This is a genomic window from Streptomyces sp. MP131-18 (assembly GCF_001984575.1).
GTDB classification, from domain to species: domain Bacteria; phylum Actinomycetota; class Actinomycetes; order Streptomycetales; family Streptomycetaceae; genus Streptomyces; species Streptomyces johnsoniae.
The window spans coordinates 6,886,099-6,910,174 of record NZ_LZNS01000001.1; the positions used below are offsets into that span (position 1 = coordinate 6,886,099).

General features: G+C 72.9%; 26 protein-coding genes and 3 pseudogenes. 13 read left to right on the forward strand and 16 right to left on the reverse strand.

Annotation, left to right across the window (positions count from 1 at the left end):
* Positions 1–49 precede the first annotated feature (49 nt).
* The 3 genes from STBA_RS30810 to wrbA all read left to right on the forward strand — a co-directional run bounded on the left by STBA_RS30810 (position 50) and on the right by wrbA (position 1,955).
* Positions 50–907 carry a helix-turn-helix transcriptional regulator gene (locus STBA_RS30810; RefSeq protein WP_077062324.1) on the forward strand — a complete coding sequence of 286 codons (858 nt, stop codon included), beginning with the start codon at positions 50–52 and terminating at the stop codon, positions 905–907.
* Between the two features lie 37 nt (positions 908–944).
* A complete protein-coding gene (locus STBA_RS30815) occupies positions 945–1,181 on the forward strand; it encodes a DUF397 domain-containing protein (protein WP_077062325.1) in 237 nt (78 codons plus the stop codon).
* 159 nt (positions 1,182–1,340) lie between these two features.
* Positions 1,341–1,955, forward strand: a complete 615-nt coding sequence (gene wrbA / locus STBA_RS30820) for an NAD(P)H:quinone oxidoreductase (protein WP_077062326.1) — start codon at positions 1,341–1,343, stop codon at positions 1,953–1,955.
* Between the two features lie 141 nt (positions 1,956–2,096).
* On the opposite strand, the gene STBA_RS30825 is transcribed toward wrbA, so the two are convergent.
* From STBA_RS30825 to STBA_RS30835, 3 genes are all read right to left on the reverse strand, one after another.
* Complete coding sequence (locus STBA_RS30825; protein ID WP_077063729.1) at positions 2,097–3,614, reverse strand: MDR family MFS transporter; 1,518 nt, start codon at positions 3,612–3,614, stop codon at positions 2,097–2,099.
* A 162-nt stretch (positions 3,615–3,776) separates the two neighbouring features.
* Positions 3,777–5,255, reverse strand: coding sequence for a cation:proton antiporter (locus STBA_RS30830; protein ID WP_077062327.1), 1,479 nt, complete (start codon positions 5,253–5,255; stop codon positions 3,777–3,779).
* Positions 5,256–5,258: 3 nt separating this feature from the next.
* Entirely contained in the window at positions 5,259–5,486 is a 228-nt protein-coding gene (locus STBA_RS30835; protein WP_077062328.1) for a potassium transporter TrkA, read from the reverse strand.
* Positions 5,487–5,651: 165 nt separating this feature from the next.
* On the opposite strand from STBA_RS30835, the gene STBA_RS30840 reads away from it, so the two are divergent.
* A complete protein-coding gene (locus STBA_RS30840; protein WP_077062329.1) occupies positions 5,652–8,378 on the forward strand; it encodes an alpha/beta fold hydrolase in 2,727 nt (908 codons plus the stop codon).
* The gene (locus tag STBA_RS30845) at positions 8,378–9,229 is read left to right on the forward strand and encodes an ABC transporter permease (RefSeq protein WP_077062330.1); all 852 of its coding nucleotides are present in this window, start codon (positions 8,378–8,380) and stop codon (positions 9,227–9,229) included. The genes STBA_RS30840 and STBA_RS30845 overlap by 1 nt, the downstream gene beginning before the upstream one ends.
* 29 nt (positions 9,230–9,258) lie before the next feature.
* Here STBA_RS30845 and STBA_RS30850 read toward each other — a convergent pair whose 3' ends face one another.
* The 7 genes and pseudogenes from STBA_RS30850 to pip form a co-directional block, all read right to left on the reverse strand.
* Positions 9,259–9,633: a VOC family protein gene (locus tag STBA_RS30850; RefSeq protein WP_079252245.1), complete on the reverse strand. Its 375-nt coding sequence runs from the start codon at positions 9,631–9,633 to the stop codon at positions 9,259–9,261.
* Between the two features lie 79 nt (positions 9,634–9,712).
* On the reverse strand, positions 9,713–10,093 hold the full coding sequence (locus STBA_RS30855) for a VOC family protein (RefSeq protein WP_077062331.1): 381 nt from the start codon (positions 10,091–10,093) through the stop codon (positions 9,713–9,715).
* A gap of 81 nt (positions 10,094–10,174) precedes the next feature.
* Entirely contained in the window at positions 10,175–11,371 is a 1,197-nt protein-coding gene (locus STBA_RS30860; protein ID WP_077062332.1) for a glycosyltransferase family 4 protein, read from the reverse strand.
* A complete protein-coding gene (locus STBA_RS38110) occupies positions 11,368–11,811 on the reverse strand; it encodes a hypothetical protein (protein ID WP_077062333.1) in 444 nt (147 codons plus the stop codon). Before STBA_RS38110 ends, STBA_RS30860 begins: the two co-directional genes overlap by 4 nt.
* Entirely contained in the window at positions 11,808–12,749 is a 942-nt protein-coding gene (locus STBA_RS30870; RefSeq protein ID WP_077062334.1) for a sulfotransferase, read from the reverse strand. The genes STBA_RS38110 and STBA_RS30870 overlap by 4 nt, the downstream gene beginning before the upstream one ends.
* Positions 12,750–13,061: 312 nt before the next feature.
* Positions 13,062–13,826, reverse strand: a pseudogene (locus STBA_RS30875) (sporulation protein); the annotation flags it as partial.
* Positions 13,827–13,922: 96 nt separating this feature from the next.
* On the reverse strand, positions 13,923–14,882 hold the full coding sequence (gene pip, locus STBA_RS30880) for a prolyl aminopeptidase (RefSeq protein ID WP_077062336.1): 960 nt from the start codon (positions 14,880–14,882) through the stop codon (positions 13,923–13,925).
* Positions 14,883–14,952: 70 nt separating this feature from the next.
* Here pip and STBA_RS30885 point away from each other — a divergent pair, with 70 nt between their 5' ends.
* The 5 genes from STBA_RS30885 (at position 14,953) to STBA_RS30905 (ending at position 17,613) form a co-directional block, all read left to right on the forward strand.
* Positions 14,953–15,450, forward strand: coding sequence for a MarR family winged helix-turn-helix transcriptional regulator (locus STBA_RS30885; protein WP_077062337.1), 498 nt, complete (start codon positions 14,953–14,955; stop codon positions 15,448–15,450).
* Positions 15,447–15,824: a hypothetical protein gene (locus STBA_RS30890; RefSeq protein ID WP_077062338.1), complete on the forward strand. Its 378-nt coding sequence runs from the start codon at positions 15,447–15,449 to the stop codon at positions 15,822–15,824. The genes STBA_RS30885 and STBA_RS30890 overlap by 4 nt, the downstream gene beginning before the upstream one ends.
* A gap of 94 nt (positions 15,825–15,918) precedes the next feature.
* Entirely contained in the window at positions 15,919–16,575 is a 657-nt protein-coding gene (locus STBA_RS30895; RefSeq protein WP_077062339.1) for a DUF3105 domain-containing protein, read from the forward strand.
* 53 nt (positions 16,576–16,628) lie between these two features.
* Positions 16,629–17,177 carry a DUF305 domain-containing protein gene (locus STBA_RS30900; protein ID WP_253195303.1) on the forward strand — a complete coding sequence of 183 codons (549 nt, stop codon included), beginning with the start codon at positions 16,629–16,631 and terminating at the stop codon, positions 17,175–17,177.
* A 124-nt stretch (positions 17,178–17,301) separates the two neighbouring features.
* The gene (locus tag STBA_RS30905) at positions 17,302–17,613 is read left to right on the forward strand and encodes a GNAT family N-acetyltransferase (RefSeq protein ID WP_077062341.1); all 312 of its coding nucleotides are present in this window, start codon (positions 17,302–17,304) and stop codon (positions 17,611–17,613) included.
* A 20-nt stretch (positions 17,614–17,633) separates the two neighbouring features.
* Here STBA_RS30905 and STBA_RS30910 read toward each other — a convergent pair whose 3' ends face one another.
* Complete coding sequence (locus tag STBA_RS30910; RefSeq protein WP_077062342.1) at positions 17,634–18,008, reverse strand: RNA-binding S4 domain-containing protein; 375 nt, start codon at positions 18,006–18,008, stop codon at positions 17,634–17,636.
* Between the two features lie 115 nt (positions 18,009–18,123).
* Positions 18,124–18,269 (reverse strand): annotated as a pseudogene (locus STBA_RS39105) (2-hydroxycyclohexanecarboxyl-CoA dehydrogenase); the annotation flags it as partial.
* Positions 18,270–18,477: 208 nt separating this feature from the next.
* Here STBA_RS39105 and STBA_RS30915 point away from each other — a divergent pair.
* Positions 18,478–18,876, forward strand: a complete 399-nt coding sequence (locus STBA_RS30915) for a hypothetical protein (RefSeq protein ID WP_143659589.1) — start codon at positions 18,478–18,480, stop codon at positions 18,874–18,876.
* A gap of 19 nt (positions 18,877–18,895) precedes the next feature.
* Here the strand turns inward: STBA_RS30915 and STBA_RS30920 are convergent, their stop codons facing one another.
* On the reverse strand, positions 18,896–19,663 hold the full coding sequence (locus tag STBA_RS30920) for a hypothetical protein (protein WP_366510910.1): 768 nt from the start codon (positions 19,661–19,663) through the stop codon (positions 18,896–18,898).
* 148 nt (positions 19,664–19,811) lie between these two features.
* Positions 19,812–19,931: pseudogene (locus tag STBA_RS30925) on the reverse strand (DUF664 domain-containing protein); the annotation flags it as partial.
* Positions 19,932–20,319: 388 nt separating this feature from the next.
* Here STBA_RS30925 and STBA_RS30935 point away from each other — a divergent pair.
* Positions 20,320–21,009 carry a hypothetical protein gene (locus tag STBA_RS30935; RefSeq protein WP_143659590.1) on the forward strand — a complete coding sequence of 230 codons (690 nt, stop codon included), beginning with the start codon at positions 20,320–20,322 and terminating at the stop codon, positions 21,007–21,009.
* Positions 21,010–21,257: 248 nt separating this feature from the next.
* Here the strand turns inward: STBA_RS30935 and STBA_RS30940 are convergent, their stop codons facing one another.
* Entirely contained in the window at positions 21,258–21,857 is a 600-nt protein-coding gene (locus STBA_RS30940; protein ID WP_253195126.1) for a GrpB family protein, read from the reverse strand.
* Positions 21,858–21,917: 60 nt separating this feature from the next.
* On the opposite strand from STBA_RS30940, the gene STBA_RS39110 reads away from it, so the two are divergent.
* Positions 21,918–22,676: a hypothetical protein gene (locus STBA_RS39110; RefSeq protein WP_253195128.1), complete on the forward strand. Its 759-nt coding sequence runs from the start codon at positions 21,918–21,920 to the stop codon at positions 22,674–22,676.
* Here STBA_RS39110 and STBA_RS30950 read toward each other — a convergent pair.
* The gene (locus tag STBA_RS30950; RefSeq protein WP_077062346.1) at positions 22,633–24,066 is read right to left on the reverse strand and encodes an NAD(P)/FAD-dependent oxidoreductase; all 1,434 of its coding nucleotides are present in this window, start codon (positions 24,064–24,066) and stop codon (positions 22,633–22,635) included. The genes STBA_RS39110 and STBA_RS30950 overlap by 44 nt on opposite strands.
* Between the last annotated feature and the right edge of the window lie 10 nt (positions 24,067–24,076).

Here is a 24,076-nt window from a genome sequence, read left to right on the forward strand (position 1 = left end):
ACCTTCTTCCGTACATGGTGGAGACGAAGTCGGCGCTGTAGGAGGCGACGTGGCAGAGGCACGGTCGGGGCCGACCGTGGGACAGATCGTCCTCGGGCTGCGCCTGAGAGATCTGCGGGAGCGGGCCGGTTGCTCGTTCGCCGACGCCGCCGCGGCGCTCAGCGTCAACACCACCACCGTACGGCGCATGGAGAAGGCGGAGGTCGGCCTCAAGCCGCTCTACGTCAAGGCGCTGCTGGAGCGCTACGACGTTCCGCCCGCCGAGGGGGAATCGTTCCTGCGGTTGGTGGAGGAGGCGAACCAGCCGGGCTGGTGGCACCGCTTCCGCGATGTCCTGCCCGACTGGTTCAGCCTCTACGTGAGCCTGGAGGGCGAGGCCAGTCTGATCCGTGCCTACGAACCGCACTGTATCCCCGGTCTGTTGCAGACCGAGGACTACGCACGCGTCCTGCTGCGGACCGGCTTCCCGAACGCCCCTCAGAAGGAGGTCGAGCGCCGGGTCGCGCTGCGCATGGAGCGTCAGGATTTGCTCTCCCGGTCGCGGGCCCCGCTGCTGTGGGCCGTGGTCGAGGAGCAGGTGCTGCGCCGCCGTGTCGGAGAGCCCTCCGTCATGCGCGGGCAGATCGACCGGCTGATCGAGGCGACGGCGTTGCCGAACGTCACGTTGCAGATCATGCCGTTCAGTGCCGGTCCGCATCCCGGCATGTTCGGGCCGTTCCAGCTGTTCCGGTTCGAGATCCCGGAACTGCCCGACATCATCTACGCGGAGAGCTTGACCGGCGCGGTCTACCTCGACGAGCGGCCCGACACCGTGGCCTACCTCGAGGTGCTGGACCGCTTGGGTGCGCAGGCCGCACCGGTTCACGACACCGAGGCGATTCTCGGTGCAATTCGCAAGGAGCTCTGACCGGATGACTGACGACAAGCGTCAACCGACTCACCCGATGGGACATATATACAACGGCATGCCCGCTGGTGAGCTGGGGAACGAGGGCTGGCGCAAGCCGTGGAGCGGCCCGAACGGCGGCAACTGCGTGGAAGCGCTGAAGCTGGCCGACGGCCGGGTGGCCCTGCGGCAGTCCACCGACCCCGAGGGCCCGGCACTGATCTACACGGTGCACGAGATCAAGACATTCATCAGCGGAGCCAAGCGCGGAGAGGCGGACTTCCTGTTCGCCTGACGGGCGGGGCGACCCCGGCCCGGCCCTTGGAGCAGTTCTCGGCCGCGGAGCAGCGCAGCAGCGCAGCTCGGCGGCCTTTTCGGTGTCCGGGTGGAGGAGCGGGCGCGGTTCAGTTTAAGGTTCAACGGTGAACCGGACCGACCCCGAGAAAGGTCATCCATGAGCACACCCGTCAAGCTCGCCATCATCTACTACTCGGCGACCGGCTCGAGCGCCGCCCTCGCGAAGGAGATCGGCGAGACCGCGGAGAAGGCCGGCGCCGAGGTGCGGCTGCTGAAGGTCACCGAGCTGGCCCCGGCCGAGGCCATCGCGAGCAATGAGGCGTGGGCCGCGCACGCGGCGGCGAGCGCCGGGACCCCGGAGGCGACGCCGGCGGACGTGGAGTGGGCGGACGCCGTGATCTTCGGCACGCCGACCCGGTTCGGCAACGTCTCCTCGCAGCTCAAGCAGTTCCTCGACCAGCTCGGCGGGCTGTGGGGCCAGGGCAAGCTGGCCGACAAGGTCTACAGCGGCTTCGTCACCACGGCCACGCGGCACGGCGGGCAGGAGTCCACGCTGCTGGCGCTGTACAACTCCGTGCACCACTTCGGCGGCATCCTCGTCGCCCCGGGCTACACGGACCCCGTCAAGTTTGTGGACGGCAATCCGTACGGCACCTCACACGTCGACGCCCAGGGCAGCCTCCCGGTCGACGAGGACGCGCTCGCCGCGGCCCGGGTGCAGGCCGCCCGCGTCGTCAAGGTGGCCGCCGCGCTGAAGGCCGCGGGCGCCTGACGTTCCGACCCCGACTCCGGCCCCGGCGGCGCCCCCCGGCCGCCGGGGCCGGGCCTTCTCGAACGGTCGGCCCGGTCGGCCCGGCGCCCGGTCGGCCCGGCGCCCGGTCGGCCCGGCGCCCGGACGGCCCGGCCGGCAGCGTCAGGCCGAGCCGCCGCCGGTGGTGGTCTTGAGCGCCGTCTCCTTTATGAAGAGGGTGAGCAGCAGCGCGATCAGGGCGCAGGGCGCCGCGAACAGGAAGATGTCGGCGACCCCGTGCCCGTAGGCACTCTCGACCGCGGTGCGCAGCGGCCCGGGCAGCCGGTCCAGGTCGGGGATGGCGCCGCTGCCCGTTGCGCCCGAGGCGGCCTCGGCCTGGGGCCCGCCGAGCCGGGCCAGGCTGTCCTCGGCGTAGCCGGCGACGCGGCTGGCGAGCAGGGCGCCGAGCGCGGAGACGCCGATTGCGCCGCCGAAGGAGCGGAAGAAGGCGACCACGGAACTGGCGGCGCCCAGGTCCTTCGGCTCGACCTGGTTCTGCGTGGCGAGCACCAGGTTCTGCATCATCATGCCGATGCCGAGGCCCATCAGCGCCATGAACGAGGCGACCTGCCAGTACGGGGTGTCGTAGCGCATCGTGCTCAGCAGTCCCATGCCCGCCGTGACCAGCACCCCACCGCTGACCAGCCAGCACTTCCAGCGTCCCGTGCGCGTGATGAACTGCCCCGAGACGGTGGAGGAGACGAAGAGCCCGGCGATCATGGGGATCGTCATGACCCCGGACATGGTGGCGGACTGGTTCCGTGCCAGCTGGAAGAACTGGCTGAAGAAGACGGTGCCGCTGAACATCGCGATGCCGACGAAGAGGGACGCGACGGATGTGAGGGCGATGGTCTTGTCGCGGAAGAGGCGCAGCGGAATGATCGGGTCGCTCGCCCTGGTCTCGACCACCAGGAACAGCGCGCCCAGCAGGAGCGAGCCGCCGACCATCGCGGCCGTCTGCCAGGACGCCCAGTCGTAGCGGTCGCCCGCCAGCGTCACCCATATCAGCAGCAGTGAGACCGCGGCGCTGACCAGGGCCGCGCCCGCCCAGTCGATCCGCACCTCGCGCCGCACGACGGGCAGCCGCAGCGTCCGCTGGAGGACCAGCAGCGCGGCTATGGCGAACGGGACGCCTATGTAGAAGCACCAGCGCCAGCCGAGCCAGGGGGTGTCGGTGATGATGCCGCCGATGAGCGGGCCGCTGACGGTGGCCACGGCGAACGTGGCGCCGAGGTAGCCGCTGTACCGGCCGCGTTCGCGCGGCGAGATCATGGCGGCCAGGATGACCTGCGAGAGGCCGACGAGCCCGCCGACTCCGAGCCCCTGAACGACGCGGACGGCGATCAGCATGGCCGGGCTCTGCGAGAGTCCGGCGACGACGGAGCCGCCGACGTAGATGACCAGCGCCGTCTGGATCAGCAGCTTCTTGCTGAACAGGTCGGCAAGCTTGCCCCACAGCGGCATCGAAGCGGTCATCGCCAGCAGGGTCGCGGTGACGACCCAGGTGTAGGCGGACTGTCCGCCGCCGAGGTCCCCGATGATCTGCGGCAGGGCGTTGGTGACGATCGTCGAGGAGAGGATCGCGGTGAACATGCCGAGGAGGAGCCCGGAGAGGGCCCTCATGATCTCCGGGTGCGTCATCGGCGCCGCTTCCGCGGGCGCGGTCTGCGGCGGTACGGTCTCGGCGGGCGTCGGCGGTTGCTGGCTCTGCGTGGTCAAACGGTCTCCCTGTAGTGGCTCTCCGTTTGCGACGATACGACAAGGTGCTTAGTACACGTAACGAATTGGTGAAAGCTTTAAGCCTTATCGCTGTGCGCCCAGCGGTGCCCGTACCAGCGTCTCGTCCGGGAAGCACCAGCGCCAGTCCTCGCCCGGCTCCAGCGACTGGACGATCGGGTGCCCCGACTCCCTCGCGTGCGTGCTCGCGTGCCGGTGGGGCGAATCGTCGCAGCAGCCGACGTGCCCGCAGGTGACGCACAGCCGCAGCTCCACCCAGTCGTCGCCGAGCGCCTCGCACGCCGCGCAGACGTCCACGTCGGTCCTGGTCACCCGGATCTGGTCCAGGTGCGTGCAGGACGTGCTGATCGTCTCCTCCCGCACATACCGCCACCCCGGCCGCAGCACCCGGTCCGGCATGATCCGCGCCAGGTACCGGGAGTGCGTCGCGAGCAGCGGGCTGAGCACCGCCAGCAGCAGCACGTACAAGGCGATGAACGGGCCGATCCGCTCGTCGAGCCCCGCGCCCACCGCAAGTGTCGCCAGGATCAGCGAGAACTCGCCCCGGCCCAGCACCGTAAGACCGATGTTCGCTGCCGCCCGCTGGTTGAAGCCGAACAGCCGGGCCGTCACGATCCCCGCCGACACGTTCGCCAGCAGGGTCACGCAGATCGCCACCGCCACCGGCACCGCGACCGCGTCCATGTCCGCGATGTCGATCGTCAGGCCGAACGTGACGAAGAACACGGCCGCGAACACGTCCCGCAGCGGCAGCACCAGCCGCTCGACCCGTTCCCTGATCTCCGTCCGCGACACCACAAGTCCGATCATCAGCGCCCCGATCGCATCCGAGACGCCGACCTCCTGGGACAGCCCGGCCACCAGCACCACCAGCCCGACCGTCAGCACCGCGAGCAGCTCGTCCTCCCGGCTGCCGATCAGGGCCGCCACGGCCCGCGCCCCGTACCTGGCCACCGCGAACAGCAGGACCAGGAAGCCGAAGCTCATCGCCACGTCCTCCGCCAGCTCCGCGGGCGACTCGGCCGCCGAGAGCACCGGCGAGAGCAGCGCCAGGTAGAAGGCGAGGAACAGGTCCTCGATCACGATGATCCCCAGGATCACCGGCGTCTCCGCGTTCGTCAGCCGGTGCAGCTCGATCAGCAGCTTCGTGACGATCGCCGAGGACGAGATACCCAGCGCGCCGGCGAGCACGAGCGCCTCCGAGCCGCCCCAGCCCAGCGCGAGGCCGAGCAGCAGCCCGGACGTCACGTTCAGACCGATGTAGCAGGCCGCCGCCACGAACAGCCGCCGGCCGCCGCCCACCACCTGGTCCAGCGGGAACTCCACCCCCAGGTGGAACAGCAGCAGCACGAGACCGAGCGCCGCGAGCAGCGACAGCTCACCGGGATGATCGACCAGCACGGGCCCCGGCGTGCCGGGGCCGAAGGCGATGCCCACCAGCATGTAGCAGGGCACGGACGGCAGTCCGAAGCGGCGGGCCAGGCGCGCCAGCAGGCCCGCGAGCAGTACGGCCGAGCCAAGACCGACCAGATCGGCGTGCTCCACGCCTCACGCCTCGAAGAACGTGGCCGCGAGCACGGCGCCCACCTTGCGCGCCTGCTCCTCCGACAGCTCGATCACCGCCGTCGGGTCCGCGGAGTCGGACGCGAAGACGTAGAGGTCCCGCACCCCTCCCGACCGCATCACCACCGAGATCCGCTGATCCGCGCGGCCCAGATCGATGTCGTACCGCTTGCCGACCCCCGGCAGATCCTGAACGTGTACTCCCTGACCCATGGTGCCTCCCGAACGATTGCCACGATTGCTCCAACTCGGTGCGAACCCCCTGATTCTCCACCGTGCCGTCCGCCGCCGCGGCGACCCGGCACCGTGTCCGTGTGCCCCGGACCGATTGGGTAGCGTGGGGAGATCGTCGGCCGTCTCGAAGGGACCCCCCGGCACATGAGACTCCGCTGGCCGCGCCGTCGGCCCCGCGGGCGCGGGCGCCTGATCGCCGGTGCCGCCGCCCTGGTCCTCCTCGCCGGCGCGGGCACCTGGAGCGTGCTCGCCGACGGCGGCGAACGGACCGTCAACCGCCATGACCGCGCGTTCGACCTGCCCGAGTCGCCCGGCGGCGAGGACACCGTCCGGATCGACACCTCCTACTTCACCGCGGGCCCCGCGGACGAACGGCGCCCGGCCGTGCTCCTCGGACACGGCTTCGGCGGCAGCAAGGACGACATGCGCCCCCAGGCCGAACGGCTCGCCCGCGAGGGCTACGCCGTCCTGACCTGGTCCGCCCGCGGATTCGGCGCCTCCGGCGGGCGCATCGGGCTGAACGACCCGGACGCCGAGGTCGCCGACGTCCGGCACCTCATCGACTGGCTCGCCGAACGCCCCGAGGTCGCGCTCGACGCCGAGGACGACCCCCGCGTCGGCCTCGCCGGCGCCTCCTACGGCGGCTCCATCGCCCTGCTCGCCGCCGGCCACGACTCGCGCGTGGACGCCATCGCCCCGCAGATCACCTACTGGGACCTGTCCGAAGCGCTGTTCCCCGGCGGCGTGTTCAAACGTCTGTGGGCCGGCATCCTGTTCACCACCGGGTCCACCGAGGCCGGCTACCTCGACGAGGCCGCCGAGCCCCTGCCCGATCCGGGCTGCGGCCGGTTCACCGCCGAGCTGTGCGACCTGTACGAGCGGGTCGCCGTCTCCGGCGAGCCCGATGCCGAGGCCCGGCGGCTCCTGCACGAACGCAGCCCCGCCGCCGTCGCCGACCGCATCGACGTGCCCACCCTCGTCGTCCAGGGCCAGCACGACTCGCTGTTCCCCCTCGACCACGCCGACGCCATCGCCCGCGCCGTCCAGGACAACGGTGCCCCCGTCGCCGTCGACTGGATCTGGGCCGGGCACGACGGCGGCATCTCCGAGGCCGACCGCGTCGAACGCCGCGTCACCGACTGGTTCGACCGTCACCTGAAGGGCGACACCGGCACCGACACCGGGCCCGCCTTCCGCGCCACCCGCGTCACCGGCTTCGACTCCACCGACGGCGCCACGCTGCTGCGCGGCGCCACCGGGGAGACCTACCCCGGCCTGACCGCCGCCCGGGAAGCGGTCGAACTCGCCGGCGAGCCCCAGACGTTCGTCAACCCGGCCGGCGGCTCGCCGCCCGCCGTCTCCGCCATCCCCGGGCTCGGCGCCCTCAGCGAGGCGACCGCCCTGGGCTTCGGTGTCTCCCTCGACTTCCCGGGCCAGTTCGCCCAGTTCGAATCCGAGCCGCTGAGCGAGACGGTCCGCGTCACGGGAACGCCCACCGTACGGCTGCACATCCGCTCCGACGCGCCGTCCGCCGTGCTGTTCGCCAAGGTCTACGACATCTCGCCCGACGGCTCCCAGCAGTCCCTGCCCGCCCAGCTCGTCGCACCCCTCCGCGTCGAGAACACCGACCAGGGCCGGACGGTCGACGTGCCGCTGCCCGCCGTCGACTACCCCTTCGAGGCCGGGCACCGCATGCGTCTGGTGCTGTCCACCACCGACCTCGGCTACGCCTCGCCCGCCGAGCCCGCCACCCACACCGTCTCCCTCGCCGGCCCCGGCCTGACCGTCCCCACCGCGCCCGGCGTCACCACCGGCGGCACCGCGCTGCCCTGGTGGGCCTGGGGCCTGCCCCTCGCGGGCGCCGTCATCGCCGCCGCCCTGCTCCTCACCGGCCGCCCCTCGGCCCGCACCCCGGCCCCCGACCCGCAACTCGCCGACGTTCCGCTGCAGATCACCGACCTGTCCAAGCGCTACGCCGGGTCCGCGGACCGCTACGCCGTCCGCGACCTGTCCTTCCGGGTCGCCCGCGGCCAGGTGCTCGGGCTCCTCGGGCCCAACGGCGCAGGAAAGACGACGACGCTGCGCATGCTCATGGGCCTGATCACGCCCGACGCGGGCGACATCCGCGTCTTCGGCCACGCCATCCGGCCCGGCGCCCCGGTGCTCTCCCGCGTCGGCGCCTTCGTCGAAGGCGCCGGCTTTCTGCCCCACCTCACCGGCCGCGCCAACCTGGAGCTGTACTGGCGCGCCACCGGCCGGCCCGCCGCCGACGCGCACCTGGCCGAGGCCCTGGAGATCGCCGGTCTCGGCGGCGCCGTCGACCGCGCGGTGCGCACCTACTCGCAGGGCATGCGGCAGCGCCTGGCCATCGCCCAGGCCATGCTGGGCCTGCCGGAACTGCTCATCCTCGACGAGCCGACCAACGGGCTCGACCCGCCGCAGATCCGCGCCATGCGGGAGGTGATGACCCGTTACGCCGCGGACGGCAGGACCGTGATCGTCTCCAGCCACCTGCTCGCCGAGGTCGAGCAGACCTGCACCCACCTCGTCGTCATGGCCGAGGGCCGGCTGGTGCAGGCCGGGCCCGTGGCCGACATCGTCGGCCACGGCAGCACCCTCCTCGTCGGCACGCCCCGGCCGCTCACCGACGCGCTGATCGAGCAGGTCGCCGCCCTGCCGGGCGTGACGTCCGCCGGGCGGGCGGAAGGCGGGCTGCTGATCCGGCTCGACGCCGGGGCGAGCGAGGAGGACGACGCCGGCCGGGCCGCCGCGCTGCTGGCCGAACTGGTCAGGCTCGGCATCCCCGTGCACAGCCTGGGCCCCCACCGCCGCCTCGAAGACGCCTTCCTCACCCTCATCGGAGGTGCCTGATGACCACGGCCCTGGACGCGGCGCCCGGCTACCGCCCCCACCGCACGCTCCCGCTGCGCGTCGAGGCGGTGCGGCAGCTGCGCCGCCGCCGCACCCAGGTCGTCGCGGCGCTGCTGGTGGCGCTGCCGTTCGTCGTGGCCGCCGCCTTCGCCGTCGGCGGCGAGCCCGGCGGGGACCAGGAGAGCACCCTGCTGGACACCGCGACCGTCTCCGGCGCCAACTTCGCCGCCACCTGCCTGTTCCTGGCCACCGGCTTCCTGCTGGTGGTGCCCGTCGCCCTGTTCTGCGGCGACACCATCGCCGCCGAGGCCAACTGGTCCTCGCTGCGCTACCTGCTGGCCGCGCCCGTGCCGCGCGCCCGGCTGCTGACCGCAAAACTGGCCGTGGCGCTGCTGTTCAGCGCCGCCGCGATGGCCGTGCTGCCGCTGGTCGCCCTCGGCGTCGGCTCGGTCGCCTACGGCTGGGGCCCGCTGGTGCTGCCCACCGGCGGCTCGCTGGGTGCCGGGGATGCCGCGGCCCGCCTCGCCGTCGCCGTGGGCTACGTCTTCGTCAGCCAGCTGATCACCGCCGCCGCGGCGTTCTGGCTCTCGACGGTCACCGACGCGCCGCTCGGCGCGGTCGGCGGCGCCATCGGCCTCACCATCGTCGGCAGCATCCTCGATGCGATCACCGCGCTCGGCTCCTGGCGCGAATTCCTGCCGGCACACTGGCAGTTCGCCTGGGCGGACGCACTTCAGCCGGACCCGGAGTGGGGCGGCATGATCCGCGGCTCGGCCGTCTCGGTGGCCTTCGCGCTCGTCCTGTTCGCCCTCGCCTACCGCGGCTTCCGCACCAAGGACATCGTCTCCTGAACGGCCCCGCGCCCCGGAGAACGCGCCGGCTACCGGGGGCGTGGCGCGAAAATCCGGAACGTGTTGCCCTCCGGGTCCCGGAACACGACCCAGCGGACACCGTCCTGCTCATTGTCACTGACCCGCTCCGCGCCCAGTGCCTCCACCCGGTCGGCCTGCTCCGCCCAGTCGTCACCCCCGCCCAGATCGAGCATCAGGCGGTTGTCGCCGACGGCAAGCTCACCGGTCGGCTGGTGGAACATCCAGGTCGGGCCGTCCCCCTCGAAGCCGATCATCGCGAACGCCTGAGTCGCCCCCTCGTCGACCGACCGCATCAGCACATCCGCCCAGAACCCCGCCAACGCCGCCGCGTCACGGCAGTCGAAGGAGTACATGCCCACCTTCATGCTGTCCCGCGAGCCCATGTCCGTCTCCCTTCCATCAGACTGTTACTCGCAAGACGAGACTTGCCGCACAGCCGGAACTCATCGGGACCGATGCGCGTCAGAGCGGGGCGAGGCGGGCCTTGAGCAGGCAGAACTCATTGCCTTCCGGGTCGGCCAGGACATGCCACTGCTCGTCCCCTGTCTGGCCGATGTCGGCCGGGCGCGCACCGAGGGCCAGCAGGCGTCTCAGCTCGGCGTCCTGGTCGCGGTCGGTGGCGTTGACGTCGATGTGCAGCCGGGACTTCCCCTTCTCCGGCTCGTCCCTGCGGCTGAGGATGATCGTCGGCTGCGGACCGCCGAACCCTTCGCGAGGCCCGATCTCCAGCGTGCCGTCGTCCTCGCGGTCGAGCACGACGAAATCCAGAACCTCGCACCAGAACCGGGCCAGCACCTCGGGGTCGCGGCAACCGAGCACGAGCTCACTGATACGACATGCCATGACAAAAACCTGCTCTCTGGGCTCCCGGCAGTGATAACAACCCAGGGACCGTACCGGACGAGGCGAGCACGGGCGAAGCCATTACAGGCCCCGGTGGGCGCGGCGCTCCGCGAGCAGGTCGTCGAACAGCTCCGTCCACTGCCCGCGGATCGCCTCGGGGGAGTACCGTTCCACGGTGCCGAGCGCCGCGTCGCCCATCCGTGCGCGCAGGCCCTCGTCGCCCATCAGCCGCCGCATCCCCTCGGCCAGCGCGGGCACGTCGCCCGGCGGCAGCAGCAGGCCCTCCTTGCCGTCGCTGATGACGTCCGCCGGGCCCGTCGGGCAGTCGTAGCTCACCACGGGCAGGCCGTGCGACATCGCCTCGATCAGCACCATCGGCAGCCCCTCGTACCGCGAACTGAGCACGTACATCGACGCCTTGGCCATCTCCTCGTCCAACTGGTCGGTGCGGCCCATCAGGAGGACGTGGTTGTAGAGGTGGTGCTGGTCGATCAGCGCGCGCAGCTGGTCGTGCCGGTCGCCGGTGCCGTAGATGCGCAGCTGCCAGTCGGGGAACTCATCGATCAGCTGCGCGAACGCCTCGATCAGCAGGTCGAAGCCCTTCTGCGGCCGGAGCCTGCCGGCCGCGAGCGCGATGTGCGAGGCGCACGTCGACGGCTTCTGCCGCAGGGAGTGCACCGCGTTGGGAATGCGGGTCACCCGCGTCCCCGGCGCCATGCGCAGGTAGTCCTCCCGGTCCCTGGACGTCAGCACGGCGACGGCGTCGAGCCGCGGGTAGCAGCGGATGATCGCCGCGCGCAGGTCCTCCTTGTGCGTGCCGAGATTGACGTGTTCCTGAGCGACGCGGATCACACCGCCCGTCGCGTACTCGGCGGCGAGAATGTTCAGCGCGGGGCGGGTGGTGACCACGATGCCGTCGCGCAGCTCCGACAGGTAGTGGATCACCGCGAGTTCGATCTGCCGGTTGATGGCTTTGTGGCCCGGCTCGCTGAACGGGATGTGCCGCGGGGGCCTGAACGCGAGCCGGGCGGTGCGCCTGGCCCGGTACCGGCCGAGCACCCCGCGCGCGTGCGGCGCGCGGGCGCCGGGCCGCAGGTCGGCCAGGGTGCGCAGCCGCACGCGCGAGTCGACGGCGAAGTGCGGCTTGTCCCGGCGCCGCAGCACGCTGACCAGCTCCACGTCGTGGCCCGCCGCGGCCATCGCGTTCGCCTGGGTGATCACGGTCCGGATGGTGCCGCCCATGCCGTACGCGTGCAGCAGCAGGTAACGGATCTTCATGGTGCCGGTGTCACCTCGACCGAGAGGTTGTCCTTGATGGTGTAGTACGGCTTCACCAGCGCCGTGCCGTCGCCGGAGGCGACGGACTGCCCGGGAAAAACCATGATCTTCTTCTTGCCCTCGATGTCGTCCAGCACCCGCCCCACCCGCAGCCGTTCGCGCGCACCCGAGGCCGGCTCCTGCGAGAAGTACAGGTCCCAGCACGCGGGCAGGGCGACGCCCTCGGGCGCGAGATCGGCCGCGGGCAGGGAGACGTCGAACGCCGGTCCGTCGAGCGGCGCCGGGTAGCGCAGCACGTGCTCCGGCACGTCCCGCAGCACCAGCAGCAGCGTCCAGGGCGCCGCCGCGCTCCCGACCGGGTCGTGACCGTGCAACGCGCCGACGAGGCGCAGTCGTCCGTCGCGTGGCCAGACCTGCGCGAGTTCCGCGTGGGCCCTCATGCCGTCCGCCGCCCCGCGGTGGCGTCGCCCGCCGGATAGCCCCAGGCGGCGCAGATCGGGTGCAGGGGAGCGGGAACGTCGCCGGGCGCGGGGAGCGGGCGGCCGTCCTGCACGCTGCCGCTGCGGATTTTTTCTTTCCAGTCGCCGAGGCCCTTGACCGGTTCGCTCGAATTGTGGTCGCCGTAGTCGAGCAGCTGCGGCTCCCAGGGCACGTCGAGGAAGGCGCAGATGCCCTTCAGCGCGGAGGCCGGGTCCTCCGTCAGCTCCTCGTAGCGGACGGTGTGCCCGGTCAGGTGGTCCCTGGCCCGCTCCACGGCGTTCATGAAGCGGAGCGAGTCGAGGACCGCGTGCTCGGGGCTGCGCCTGACCGGGTCCGCCTCGTGCCACGACCTGGCGATGGACGCCGGGTGGCGGAGCAGGAAGACGAATCTGGCGTCCGGCCAGCAGGCGGCGATGCGTTCGTGGACGAACGCGTTGCCCGGCGTCTTCTCCACCAGGAAGGTTTTTCCCGACTTCACCAGCTCGCGGTGCAGCAGCCGGTCCCACAGCAGGTGTTCCGCGTCGCCGCGGCCAAGTCCGAGCGCGGCGAGGGATTTTTCGGCGAGCCCGGTGGCGAAGTGCACTTCGAGCCGGCGGAAGTGCAGTTCGTGCGGGGCGTGCAGCTGGGAGTGCCCGTTGAGCATCATCCGCAGCAGCGTCGATCCGGAACGCACCGGCGCGATGATGAACACCGGGCGGCGCAGCAGCCGGTCGGCGCCGGAGGCGGCGGGCCGTCGGTAGGCAGGGGCCCCGGCCCGCGGCTTGCGCGGGGGGACACGCCCCGGCGCGCGGGCAGGGGCGGAGCCGGCGCGCTGCCCGGCGTGGCCCCTGGGCACGCGGCGCACCTGAAATCCGGTCGCGGAACCGAGCGCGGCGTTGAGTTTCCTGAGCAATGTCATGGCCTACGAGGCTAAACACCAACCCGGGCCCGGACAACGGATGTCGACGCCTACGCGTTCATACACCAGAAATACTGCGAGCGGTAATTCCGTACCCGCCAAGCGGGTTGTTTCCCTTGTGGCGCTTGGGCTCCTGTGTGACGCGTGCGGCGCCCGGCCGTCATAAGGGACGCGCGAATTGCACACGAAGGAGTGATGGCCCGGGAGTTTCGACCCGGGACGTTGGACCTCCCCCGGACCGGAGCCCGGGGGAGGCCAGGAGGCGGCCAGGAGGCCGGGGGCCGGGAGGTCCGGGCCGGGTCAGCGGTGGCGCTGGGCGAGCTGCTGCACCCACCCGTCCACCTGCGCGGTCCAGTTGACGCCCGCCGCGTCGGCGTGGCCGACGACGTGGCGGTTGAGCGCGTCACCGCCGCCGGAGAACAGGCCGCCCCGCTTGTCCGCCTCCAGTACGATCTCCACGCCGCCCGGCGAGCCGAGGAACGTCAGCTCGATCTCCCGGATGGCGTGCGCGTACTGGCCGGGCGGGGTCAGCTCGATCTCCTGGTAGAACGGCAGCGTCTGCCCGGTGCCGCCGATGCGGCCCAGCTCCAGGTCGGCCGACTTGAAGCCGAAGCCGAGTTGCGCGAACGCGTCCAGGACGGCCTGCTGCACCGGCATCGGCCGCACCAGCAGCGGGTCCAGGTCGCCCTGGTCCAGGGCGCCGGCCACCGCCAGCTCGGTGCGCACGCCCAGGGATACGCCGATCTGGCGGCCGTACACCTCGTTCACCGGCGTCTCCCAGGGCACGCCGACGGAGAAGGGGATGGCGAACCTGGCACCCTCGGTCAGCTTGAATCCGCCGCCGACGACCTCGCGGTGGAAGATCACCGTGCCCTGGGTCTCCACGTCCTCGGCCTCGGACTCCACCCGCGCCACGAAGTCGAGGGTGACCTGCGTGATCTCCGTGTCCATGGTGCCGCCCTCCACCAGCACCTGACCCGCCAGTGCGGTGCCCGGCACGACGGCCCCGCCGTTCAGCACCGTGTCCACCGAAGGACCGCCCACTCCCAATGCGCCGAGAAGCTTCTTGAACACCATCCCGGTCCCCTCCCTCTCATTCGCTGCTCGTCCGTGTCGGCGCCTCCCCCGGACTCCGTCCGGGGGGACCCCTCATGGGGCCGCGGCGTTCCCACGCTACCGGTGCGTCTGCGCGGCGAACCGGTCGGTGGCCGCAACGAGCGCGCGGGCCAGCCCGGGGCCGCGGCCGTGGCCCGAGTCGCCCACCATCGTCAGCTCGCTGCCCGGCCAGGCGTGCGCCAACTCCCAGGGCGTGCCCAGCAGGTTCCCCGGGTCGAGCACCCCCTGCACGAGCGCGCCGGGCACGCCGGACAGTTCACCGGCCCGGCGCAGCACCTCGCCCTCGGGCAGCCAGGAGCCGTGGCTCCAGTAGTGGGTGACGATGCGGGTGAACGCCATCCTGAAGTCGGGCGCGGCATAACGGGAGTTGGGGCCGTCCGAGCCCACGTCGAACGCTTCCTCCCAGTCGCACCAGTCCCGCGCGGCCCGCTCCCGAACGGCCGGGTCCCCGGCGCGCAGCAGCCGCGCGTAGGCGGTCGGCAGGTCGCCGTCGCGGTCGGCGGCGGGCACGCCGGACAGGAAGCGTTCCCAGGCCGCGGGGAAGTAGTGGCCGAGGCCGCGGGTGAGCAGGTCGGTCTCCGCCCGCCGGCCGGTGGCCAGGCCGGAGAGCACCATCGCGGAGACCCGGTCCGGCCGGCGCAGGGCGTGGAGCAGCCCGAGCACGCACCCCCAGGAGCCGCCGAACACCAGCCACCGGTCGATGCCGAGGTGATCGCGCAGCAGGTCCATATCGTCCAGCAGGCGGTCGGTGGTGTTGGTGCCGAGGCCGGTCGCCGGGTCGGCCGCGTGCGGGGTGCTGCGTCCGCAGCCGCGCTGGTCGAACAGCACCAGCCGGTAAGCCGCCGGGTCGAAGTACCGGCGCGCGCCCGGCGTGCAGCCGGAGCCCGGCCCGCCGTGCACGACGACGGCGGGGATGCCGTCGGGGTTGCCGCAGGTCTCCCAGTACATGCGGTGGCCCTCGCCGACGTCCAGCATCCCGTGGGCGTACGGCTCGATCTCCGGGTGCAGCGCGCTCATCGTTCCTCTTCTCTCCGGCTCCGCCTGTTATCACAGCGCTCATACAACAGCGCTGTGATATTACCGGGGCATGGCCTCCTCCTACGCCGCCTCCGGCCTCGGCACCCGGCTGCGCCACCTCCTCGACCAACTGGAGTCCGACGTCGCGACGCTCTACCCCGCGCTCGGCCTCGACGACTACCGGCCCCGCTTCACGCCCGTCGTGCGCGCCCTCGTCGCCCTCGGCCCCCGCTCGATCCGCGACCTCGCCGCCGCCATCGGCGTGACGCACTCGGCGGCCAGCCAGACCGTGGCCCAGATGAGCCGCCGCGGGCTCGTCACGCTCGAAGTCGGCAGCGACGCCCGGCAGCGCGTCGTTCACCTCACGGAACGGGCCCGCGCGCTGCTGCCCGCCCTGGACGCGGAGTGGGCCGCGGTGGAGGCCGCACGCGCGGACCTGGAAGCCGAACTGCCCTACCCGCTCGGCGAACTGCTGACCGCACTGGAAGCCGCCCTGGAGCGGCGGCCGTTCCGTGCACGCATCGCCGCTGCGTCCGCAGGGGCTCATGAGTACGATGACGGGCGATGATACGAACACACAGGGGTCCGGTCGGCGCCACGCGGCGTACCGCCGTGTCCGCCTGTGTACTCGCCGTCGTCGCCCTGCTGTGCGCCATCGGGCTGTGCACGCCCTCCGCGGCCCACGGCGGCGGAGGAGAGGGGCCGCGGCTCCACACGAGCATCGAGCCGGACATGGACTACGAGGAGCCGGGGAGCAGCTGCCACGGCGGCCCCGGCACGCCGGCCGACCCGGTGCCCCCGCCGCCCGTCCCGCTCCACGTGCCCGCCCCCGACCCGGTCCCGCGTGCCGCACTCGGCTGCGCCGCGCCGGGCCCGGCCGGCCCCGTACACGACGCCGCGCCGTCCGTGGACCTGCACCGCCTCCAGATCCAGCGCACCTAGGGCGGGAACGTGACGCCGCCCCACCGGGCCGCGCGCCGGCCGTGCGTGCCCGTGCACCACACCCCCCGTTCCCTCTCTCGCCGAGGACGTTGCCATGGCTGCCAAGAAGAACAAGAAGAGCGCCGCTGTCGGGCGCCGCGAGAAGATCGAGGAGGCCCGCCGCAGGGAGCGGGCCCGCGATCGCCGCAATCGCCTGCTGACCATCGCCGCGAGTGTCGCCATCGTCGTCGCCCTGGTCATCGGCGGCATTTTCATCGTCTCCTCCTCCGAGGACGACGACGGCGACAACACCGCCCAGCCAGGCGAACCGGCGGACATCACCGGTGTGGAGACCTGGGCGGACCTCGCCCGCGACCACGTCGAGGGCGAGGTCGACTACCCGATGAACCCGCCGGCCGGCGGCGAGCACTCCCAGGTGTGGATGAACTGCGACGCGGACGTCTACGAGGACGAAATACCGAACGAGAACGCGGTGCACTCGCTCGAACACGGCGCCGTGTGGGTCACCTACAACGACACCGCCGCGGAAGCCGACCTGGAGACCCTCGGCGAGCGCGTCTCGTCCACCTCCTACTCCCTGATGAGTCCCGTGGCGGACCAGGAGTCGCCGATCACGCTCACCGCGTGGGGCGCGCAGCTGCAGCTGGACACCGCCGACGACCCGCGGGTCGCCGAGTTCTTCGACTCCTACGTGCAGGGCCCCCAGACCCCCGAGCCCGGGGCCGCGTGCACGGGCGGAATGTCGCAGTGACCGGCCGCCGGGCCCTGGTGGCGGCCAGCGGCCTCACCGGCCTGGTCGCCGCGGTGCTCATCGCCGTGTCGGCGTTCGTGCCCACCGCCGAGGACGAGCCGGGGGAGGACTCCGCGGACGTCGGCTTCGCCCGCGACATGGCCGTTCACCACCAGCAGGCCGTCGAGATGTCGTTCATCGTCCGCGACCGCACCGACGACGAGGAAGTGCGGCTGCTCGCCTACGACATCATCAACACCCAGGCCAACCAACGCGGCATGATGCTCGGCTGGCTGGAGAACTGGGGGGCGAGCAAGAGCACGAACACCCCCATGGTCTGGATGCCGGGGCACGAGGGCGGCGGCCACGGCGGCGGCGGGCCCATGCCCGGTATGGCCACCGACGAGGAACTGGACGCGCTGCGCGAGGCCGAGGGCCGCGACGCCGAGGTCCAGTACCTGGAGCTGATGACCGTGCACCACCGCGGGGGCGTGGACATGGCCGCGGCCGCCGTGGCGCAGGCCGACACCGACGAGATCACGCGCCTCGCGGCCGGCATGGTCGAGGCGCAGGAGTCCGAGATCTCCCTGATGGCGGACATGCTGGAGGAACGCGGCGCCTGAGACGTGTCAAAACGCCGCGCGCGGAAACTCGGGTACCGCCCGATGCCGCCGGCCCGGGACCGCGTTACCCGGCTCCGGGCCGGCCGGCTTCCACGCGGGGCACGCAGGCACGCGAGGAGCGCCCATGAGCAGCACCACGGCCACGGTCCGCGACAATACGGACGCCTCCCGCTTCGAGGCGTGGCTCGACGGCGAACGGGCCGGCTTCGCCGACTACCTGCGCACCGGCGACCTCGCGGTGTACCCGCACACGGAGGTGGCCGAGGGCTACGAGGGCCGCGGCGTCGGCAGCAGCCTGGCCAGAACGGCGCTCGACGACGCGCGGAGCCGCGGGCTCCGGGTGCTCGCGCCCTGCCCGTTCATCTCCGGCTGGCTGGAGCGGCACCCCGAGTACCACGACCTCGCCTACCGCAGCGGCAGCCGCGTCACGGACTGACACCGCCGGGACGCGCGGCGCTACCGCCCCCGCAGCCGCTCCATCTCGCGGCGGTCGCGTTTGGTGGGCCGCCCCGTGCCCCGGTCGCGCACCGGCAGCGCCGCCGTAACCTCGCGGGGCGGCGGCGGAGGGCTGTTGTCCACGAAGCACTCGGCGGCGACGGCCGCGCCCACCCGCTTGCGCAGCAGCCGCGACACCACGACGAGCCGCTCCCGGTCCGGCTGCCGCACCCGCACCTCGTCGCCGGTCCGCACCGGGTGCGCGGGCTTGACCCGCTCGCCGTTCACCCGCACGTGCCCGGCCCGGCACGCCGCGCCTGCCGCGGACCGGGTCTTGGCCAGCCGGACCGCCCAGATCCACGCATCGACCCGCACGCTCGTCGCGTCCTCACCCATGCCTTCGACTCTAGCTCTCCCCGCCCCTGCCCGGCCCGTTCCGCCCGGTGCGGAAGGGGTCTCCCAACTCCAACTCCACCGCGCCGGCCGTCCAGGCCCTGGACGCGGGCGGCAGGCCCGCGGCGCGAATCGTGGCCGCCACCGCCTCCAGAGGTTCCGGCGTGCGCCCGACGAGATGCACGCGCGCCCCTTCCCGCGCGAAAGCCCGCGCGAAAGCCCGCGCCATGGCACCGCGCCGATGGCGCCCCCGCCCCCGTACACGACCGCGTCCTGCCTTCGAGCAGCACGAAGGTCACCTCCTGTGGTCCGGATACCTGTACCTGGTCGGACCGGCGGCCCGCCCGGAACTCATCGCCGGTCCGGCACCGGCCCGCCGGGCAGACGACCGCGGGCGGGGGGCGAGCCCGCGAGGGGCGGGGCGCCCGTGGTCTGAGAGAGTGTCCGGCAACACCACGGCTGGAGAGACCAAGTGACCACTTCAACAAGGATGTTGAGCGCCACGACGCTGGTCGTTCTGCTGAGTGTCACCGCCTGCGGCGCCGAGGACTCCGCGCCACCGGACGGCGACGGCCCCCGGCCCGTCCGCACCCGGGAGGACACCCCGCCCGCCCCGGAACCGGAGTCCGAGCTGACCGAGCCGTCCCCCAGGGAAGACCTGACCACCCCCCTGCCACCGCCGGAGCCGACACCGCAGAGCCCCGACCCCACGCAGACAGCGCCCCCGGCGGCGGAGACGCCCCCGCCCCCGGAACCGCCCGCCGAGCCGACCGAGCCCCAACTGCACCCCGAGGACTGCGAGATCGGCGACGCGATCTGGGACGACTACCTGCGGCAGCTGTGCGAGGAGTACATGACCGGCGCCGGGTAGGCCCGCGTTCCATCCCGTCTCAGGGCCGCAGGAACTCCAGGTCGATGCCCCAGGAGTCGAGGACCCCGCCGTGCCCGCCGGCGCGGGCCGCGCGTTCGACGTCCGCGAACAGGCCGCGCTGCACGGCCGGATCGCCGTCGGCGAGGATGCGGCGCAGCCGCGGCAGCAGCCGTTCCGCCGCCCAGCCGCGCCCCAGCGGCCGGCGCGACAGCTCCCACTCCAGGAACTTGTTGTACGGCCGGACCCGGCCGTGCAGCGCGAACAGCACCTCCAGCGCGAACGGAACGCTCTCCGCCGCGTCGAAGTGCGCCAGCGCGCCCCGGCCGTCGCGGTGACTCTTCAGGGACCGGTAGATCTGGTTGGTGTACGCGTCGAGGTAGCCGGCCGCCTGCTCCGCCGCCTCCGCCGCCGTCAGCGTCCGCTTCCGGTCGAGGATGTCCGCGATGCCCCCGCCGAGGCGGTCGGCCAGCACCCGCGCGTGCACGTACGCGTAACGGGACCAGCTCTGCGGGTCGCCGGGCAGCCCGCGCGTGCGGAACTCGGCGAGCTTCAGGACCACCAGGTCCAGATGGTCCGACCGGTAACCGTCCAACGCGTCGAAGGCGGACGGCCCTTCGTCGCCGGTGACGACGTGCACGTCGAAGTCGGAGTGCACGGTCGGCATGCCGTCATGGGCCCGTGAGCCGGACAGGACCACCCCGAGGACGGTCGGATCGGCCTCGGCACGCGTAAGGAACGCGGCCAGGGTGGTTTCGGCGTCGGCGCCGGGCATGAGGTGGTACTCCACGGTGAAAACTCCACGTCGATGTGTCCGCGGCCCGGCGGGCCGCGGATGCCTGATCCGTGTCGACGTCCGTGGCCGCACGACGCGGCCACCGGGGGGTTCACCTCACGCCGCGGACGCTACCCGTCACCGCCCGCGCCACGGAAGCGAATTAGACGCCCACCGCTCCGTCGATGCCCTCGCGCAGCAGGTCGGCGTGCCCGTTGTGCCGTGCGTACTCGTGGATCAGGTGCGGCATCACCAGCCGCAGCGACACCGTTTCGCCGGTCCGGCCCGCTGCTCGGCCTGGCCGAACGCTCGTGGGAGCCGATCGGCAACGGCCGCTCCGCCCCCTCGGGGCAGAATGAAGGTGACGATTCGATGAACCGCAGGGCCTTGGTCCGCGGCGCCTTGGCCACCGGGTTGGCGGCGCCCGTCGGTACCGCGCTGTCCGCCGCGCGCCAGGGACTCGACTCGGCCCTGGAGGACCGCGGCGCAGCGGACCTCACCCACTGGGAGGAGACCGTGGAGCGCCGCGCCCATGGGTACGACGGACGTTCGCCCGCCGACCTGCTCCCGGACCTCGGCGCCGACTCCCGGAAGTGTCCGCCTTGCTGGCCGCATCGCGCACGGTTGCCGCTCGTACCCGGCTGTGCCGAATCGCCGCGCACATGGCGGGCATGACCGCGATCGTGCTCCACGACATGGGGGCGCACCGGGAAAGCACCCGCTGGTTCCATACCGCGGGCCGTGCCGCGGCGGAGAGCGGGGACCGCGACCTGCACGCCTGGGTGCTCGGCCGTGAGGCGATGGTGTCCCTCAACTTCGGGGCCGCGGCGGTCGCCGGACAGATCACCGAGCGGGCGCGCGCGGTGGCCGCCGGACGGGCCACCGCGGCCACCGCGCTGGTCACCGTCGTGGCGGCCCGTGCACACGCGGCTCGTGGTGACCGAGCGGCGGCGCCGAGCGCCATCGACGAGGCCGAAGGGCTCCTGAGCCGTTTGCCCTCCGACCAGGCCGCCGACACGTGGCTCGGTTATCCGGAGCAGAAGCACCACGTCCATCTTTCGCAGGCACTCACCCTCCTCGGCGAGACCCGGCGTGCGTACGCGTCACAGGACCGCGCCCTGCAACTGTCCCGGCGGCCCAGCGTGATGACGCGCAGCCTGATCGCTCTGGACCGGGCGGCCTGCCTTGCACACAACGGTGAACGAGGCGAGGCCGCCCGTATCGCGGGCCGTGCCTACGGCGAACTGCCCGCCGCACACCGGCAGGGCCTCACCCGTGCTCGTGCCCGGTCGGTGTATGAGGCGGTCAGTGGAAACCCCGATGCCCAGCTGTTGCGGGAGGCGCCGGAGGCCGCCGCCTGACGGCAGATCGGACATTCTTTTTCTTGATGGGCCGTCAGCAGGCCGGCGGGTGGGTGGTGAAGCGGGTGGTCGGGCCTTTGGGGGGTTCGGGGTGGAGGCCGGATTTTTTCAGGATGCGGAGGGACGCCGCGTTCGCCGTCTCCGCCTCGGCGCGGACCTCATCGGGCGTCCACGGCCGTAGGACGAGACGGTCCGTGGTCAGGCGGGGGGAGGGGAAGAAGGGGGCCGGCCTCAGTAGCAACGCGCGGTCAGGGCGTCCCGTCGCCGGTCCGCGCGAGAATGGCCTCCACCACCTCGGACTTGGCGTCCGCATAGTGCTGCATGTACGTCCACTCGCGCTGCGCGAGGTGCCGTTTGGTCGCGGCGTACAGCTCGCGGTCCCCCGCGTGTGCCCGCAGCCGGTCGCGGAAGCGCAGCATCCGGCCGGCCTCCGCACAAGCCTCGGGCAGCACATGCAGGTTGACCGCCCCGGCGGCGGGCGCCGGGTCCTGCTTGCGCAGGACGCGGTGCTCGTACCACTCCGGCTCCCGCACGGCCAGCCGGTAGCCGACGGCCGTGAGCGGGGGCACGTAGGCGGCCTCGCCGGCGGGGTCGGGTACGAGCAGCAGCATGTCGATGACCGGCTTGGCGGGGAGCCCGGGCACCGAGGTCGACCCGACGTGCTCCAGGCGCCGCACCAGCCCGTTCAGCCGCTGCCCGACCAGCGCGGCTTCCCGCTCGTACACCGTCGGCCACGCCGGGTCGTAGTCGGCGATGCCGACGCGGCCGTCGACCCGCGAGGGCTCCCCGACGCTCGCCGCCTCGATCTCCGCGTCCGTCATCGGCGTGCGCCGCCTGTCCTCGCCCATGCGCCGACCTCCCTTTCCGTGCCCGATCGCCCGCCGAGGGTACCGGCCTACGCTGGGCGCATGCTCCGATGGGACGCGTCAGGCCGGCCGGGTCTGCGGATCGAGACCGCGGACGGCGGCAGGCTGCTGGTGCGCCAGGGCCCGAGGCCCCTGCTGTTCGGCCGCGTCGATCCGCACAACTACGGCGTGTCGCTGTTCCGTTGCCCCGGCTACGTCTCGCCGCTGCCGCCGGTGCGGGCGGCCGTGATGCGACGGAAGCCCGACTGGGCGCACGTGTTCCGCACCCGGCTGGCCGCGGCGGGGAACGGACCGCTGCACGCGGGCCGCTGGCTGCTCGACGGGGCCGGGCTGCCGCCCTACTGCTGGCGCGGCGACCTCGTCACGGACTGGCCGGCCGCCCAACTCGACTGGTTCGACGGCTGGCACGGCATCGTTCCGCTGCGCCCGTTGGGCGGCCCGGACGAGGGCCGGGTCAAGGCGTATCGCAAGCACGCGCGGGAGGGGACGCTCGCGCCGGTGCTGCTGTGGTGGGTCAGCGGCCTCGACGGCCACCTGCTGCTCGACGGCCACGACCGCGCTGTCGCCGCCCTGGCCGAGGGCGCCGACCCGCCCTGCCTGGTCCTGGCACTCGGCCTCGACGACGGGCGCCGGCGCGAACGGCCGGCGCACCTCGCCGCGGCGTGCGCGGCGGTGCCGCGCGAGCGCGGCAGGACCCGCGCCTGGCCGGTCGCGGGCGGGCCCGCCGCCTGGGAGGCGGCGCGGGCCGCCGCCGGGATCAGCCCCGGAACGTTTCGAGCAGCCGGAGCCACACCTCGCTGACCGTGGGGAACGCCGGGACCGCGTGCCACAGGCGGTCCACCGGCACTTCGCCCGCGACGGCGATCGTTGCCGCGTGCAGCAGTTCGCCCGCCTGCGGCCCGGCGAAGGTGACGCCGAGCAGATGCCCCCGGTCCAGGTCGACCACCATCCGGGCGCGGCCCCGGTAGCCGTCGGCGAACAGGGACGCGCCCGCCACGTTCCCCAGTTCGTAATCCACCACGCGGGTGCGGCGCCCCGCGCGCTCCGCCTCGGCCGCGGTCAGCCCGACCGACGCCACCTCGGGCTCGGTGAACACCACCTGGGTCACGGCGGCCGCGTCGGCCGTCGCCGCGTGCGGTCCCCACGCCGTGCCGTCGACCGGCTCGCCCGTGGCGCGGGCGGCGATCACGGCTCCCGCGACGCGGGCCTGGTACTTGCCCTGGTGCGTCAGCAGCGCCCGTCCGTTCGCGTCGCCCACGCAGTACAGCCAGCCGTCCGGCACGCCCCGCACCCGCAGCGCGTCGTCCACCTCCAGCCACGAGCCGGGCTCCAGGCCGACGGACCCGAGGCCCAGATCGTCCGTCAGCGGCCTGCGGCCGGTGGCGAACAGCACCTCGTCGGCCTCGATCCGCCCGCCGTCGTCCAGCGACACCGTCACCGGGCCAGAGCCGCCGGGCCGGGCGAGGGCCGTGACGGACGTGCCGGAACGGATCGTCACTCCCCGTTCCGCAAGACCTTCCGCGACCAACTCCCCGGCGAACGGCTCCATCCGCGGCAGCACCCGGTCCCCGCGCATCAGCAGCGTGACCTCGGACCCGAGCGCCGCCCAGGCGGCCGCCATCTCCGCGCCGACCACGCCGCCGCCGACGACGGCCAGCCGGCCCGGCGCCTCCTTGGCGGCGGTCGCCTCCCGGCTGGTCCACGGCCTGGCCTCCGCGACGCCCGGGAGGCCGGGGAGCTTCGCCGCGCTGCCGGGCGCCACGGCGACGGCGTGCCGGGCCGTCAACTGCCGCACGCTGCCGTCGGATGCCTCGACCGTGACCCGGCGCGGCCCGTCCAGGCGCCCGTGGCCGCGGATCAGGTCGATGCCGGCCGATTCCAGCCAGGACACCTGGCCGTCGTCGTGCCAGTCGGACACGAAGGCGTCGCGCCTGGCCAGGACCGCCGCCACGTCGAGGGGCCCGCGCACCGCCTCCTTGGCGCCGCCGACCGCGCGGGCCGCGCCGAGCGCCGCCGACGGGCGCAGCAGTGCCTTGCTGGGAATGCACGCCCAGTAGGAGCATTCGCCGCCGACCAGGTGCGCCTCGACGATGGCGGTGGACAGGCCGGCGGCGCTGGTCCGGTCGGCCACGTTCTCGCCGGTGGGCCCGGCGCCGATGACGATGACGTCGTACTCGTTGGTGTCGTTCATTCGGATTGCT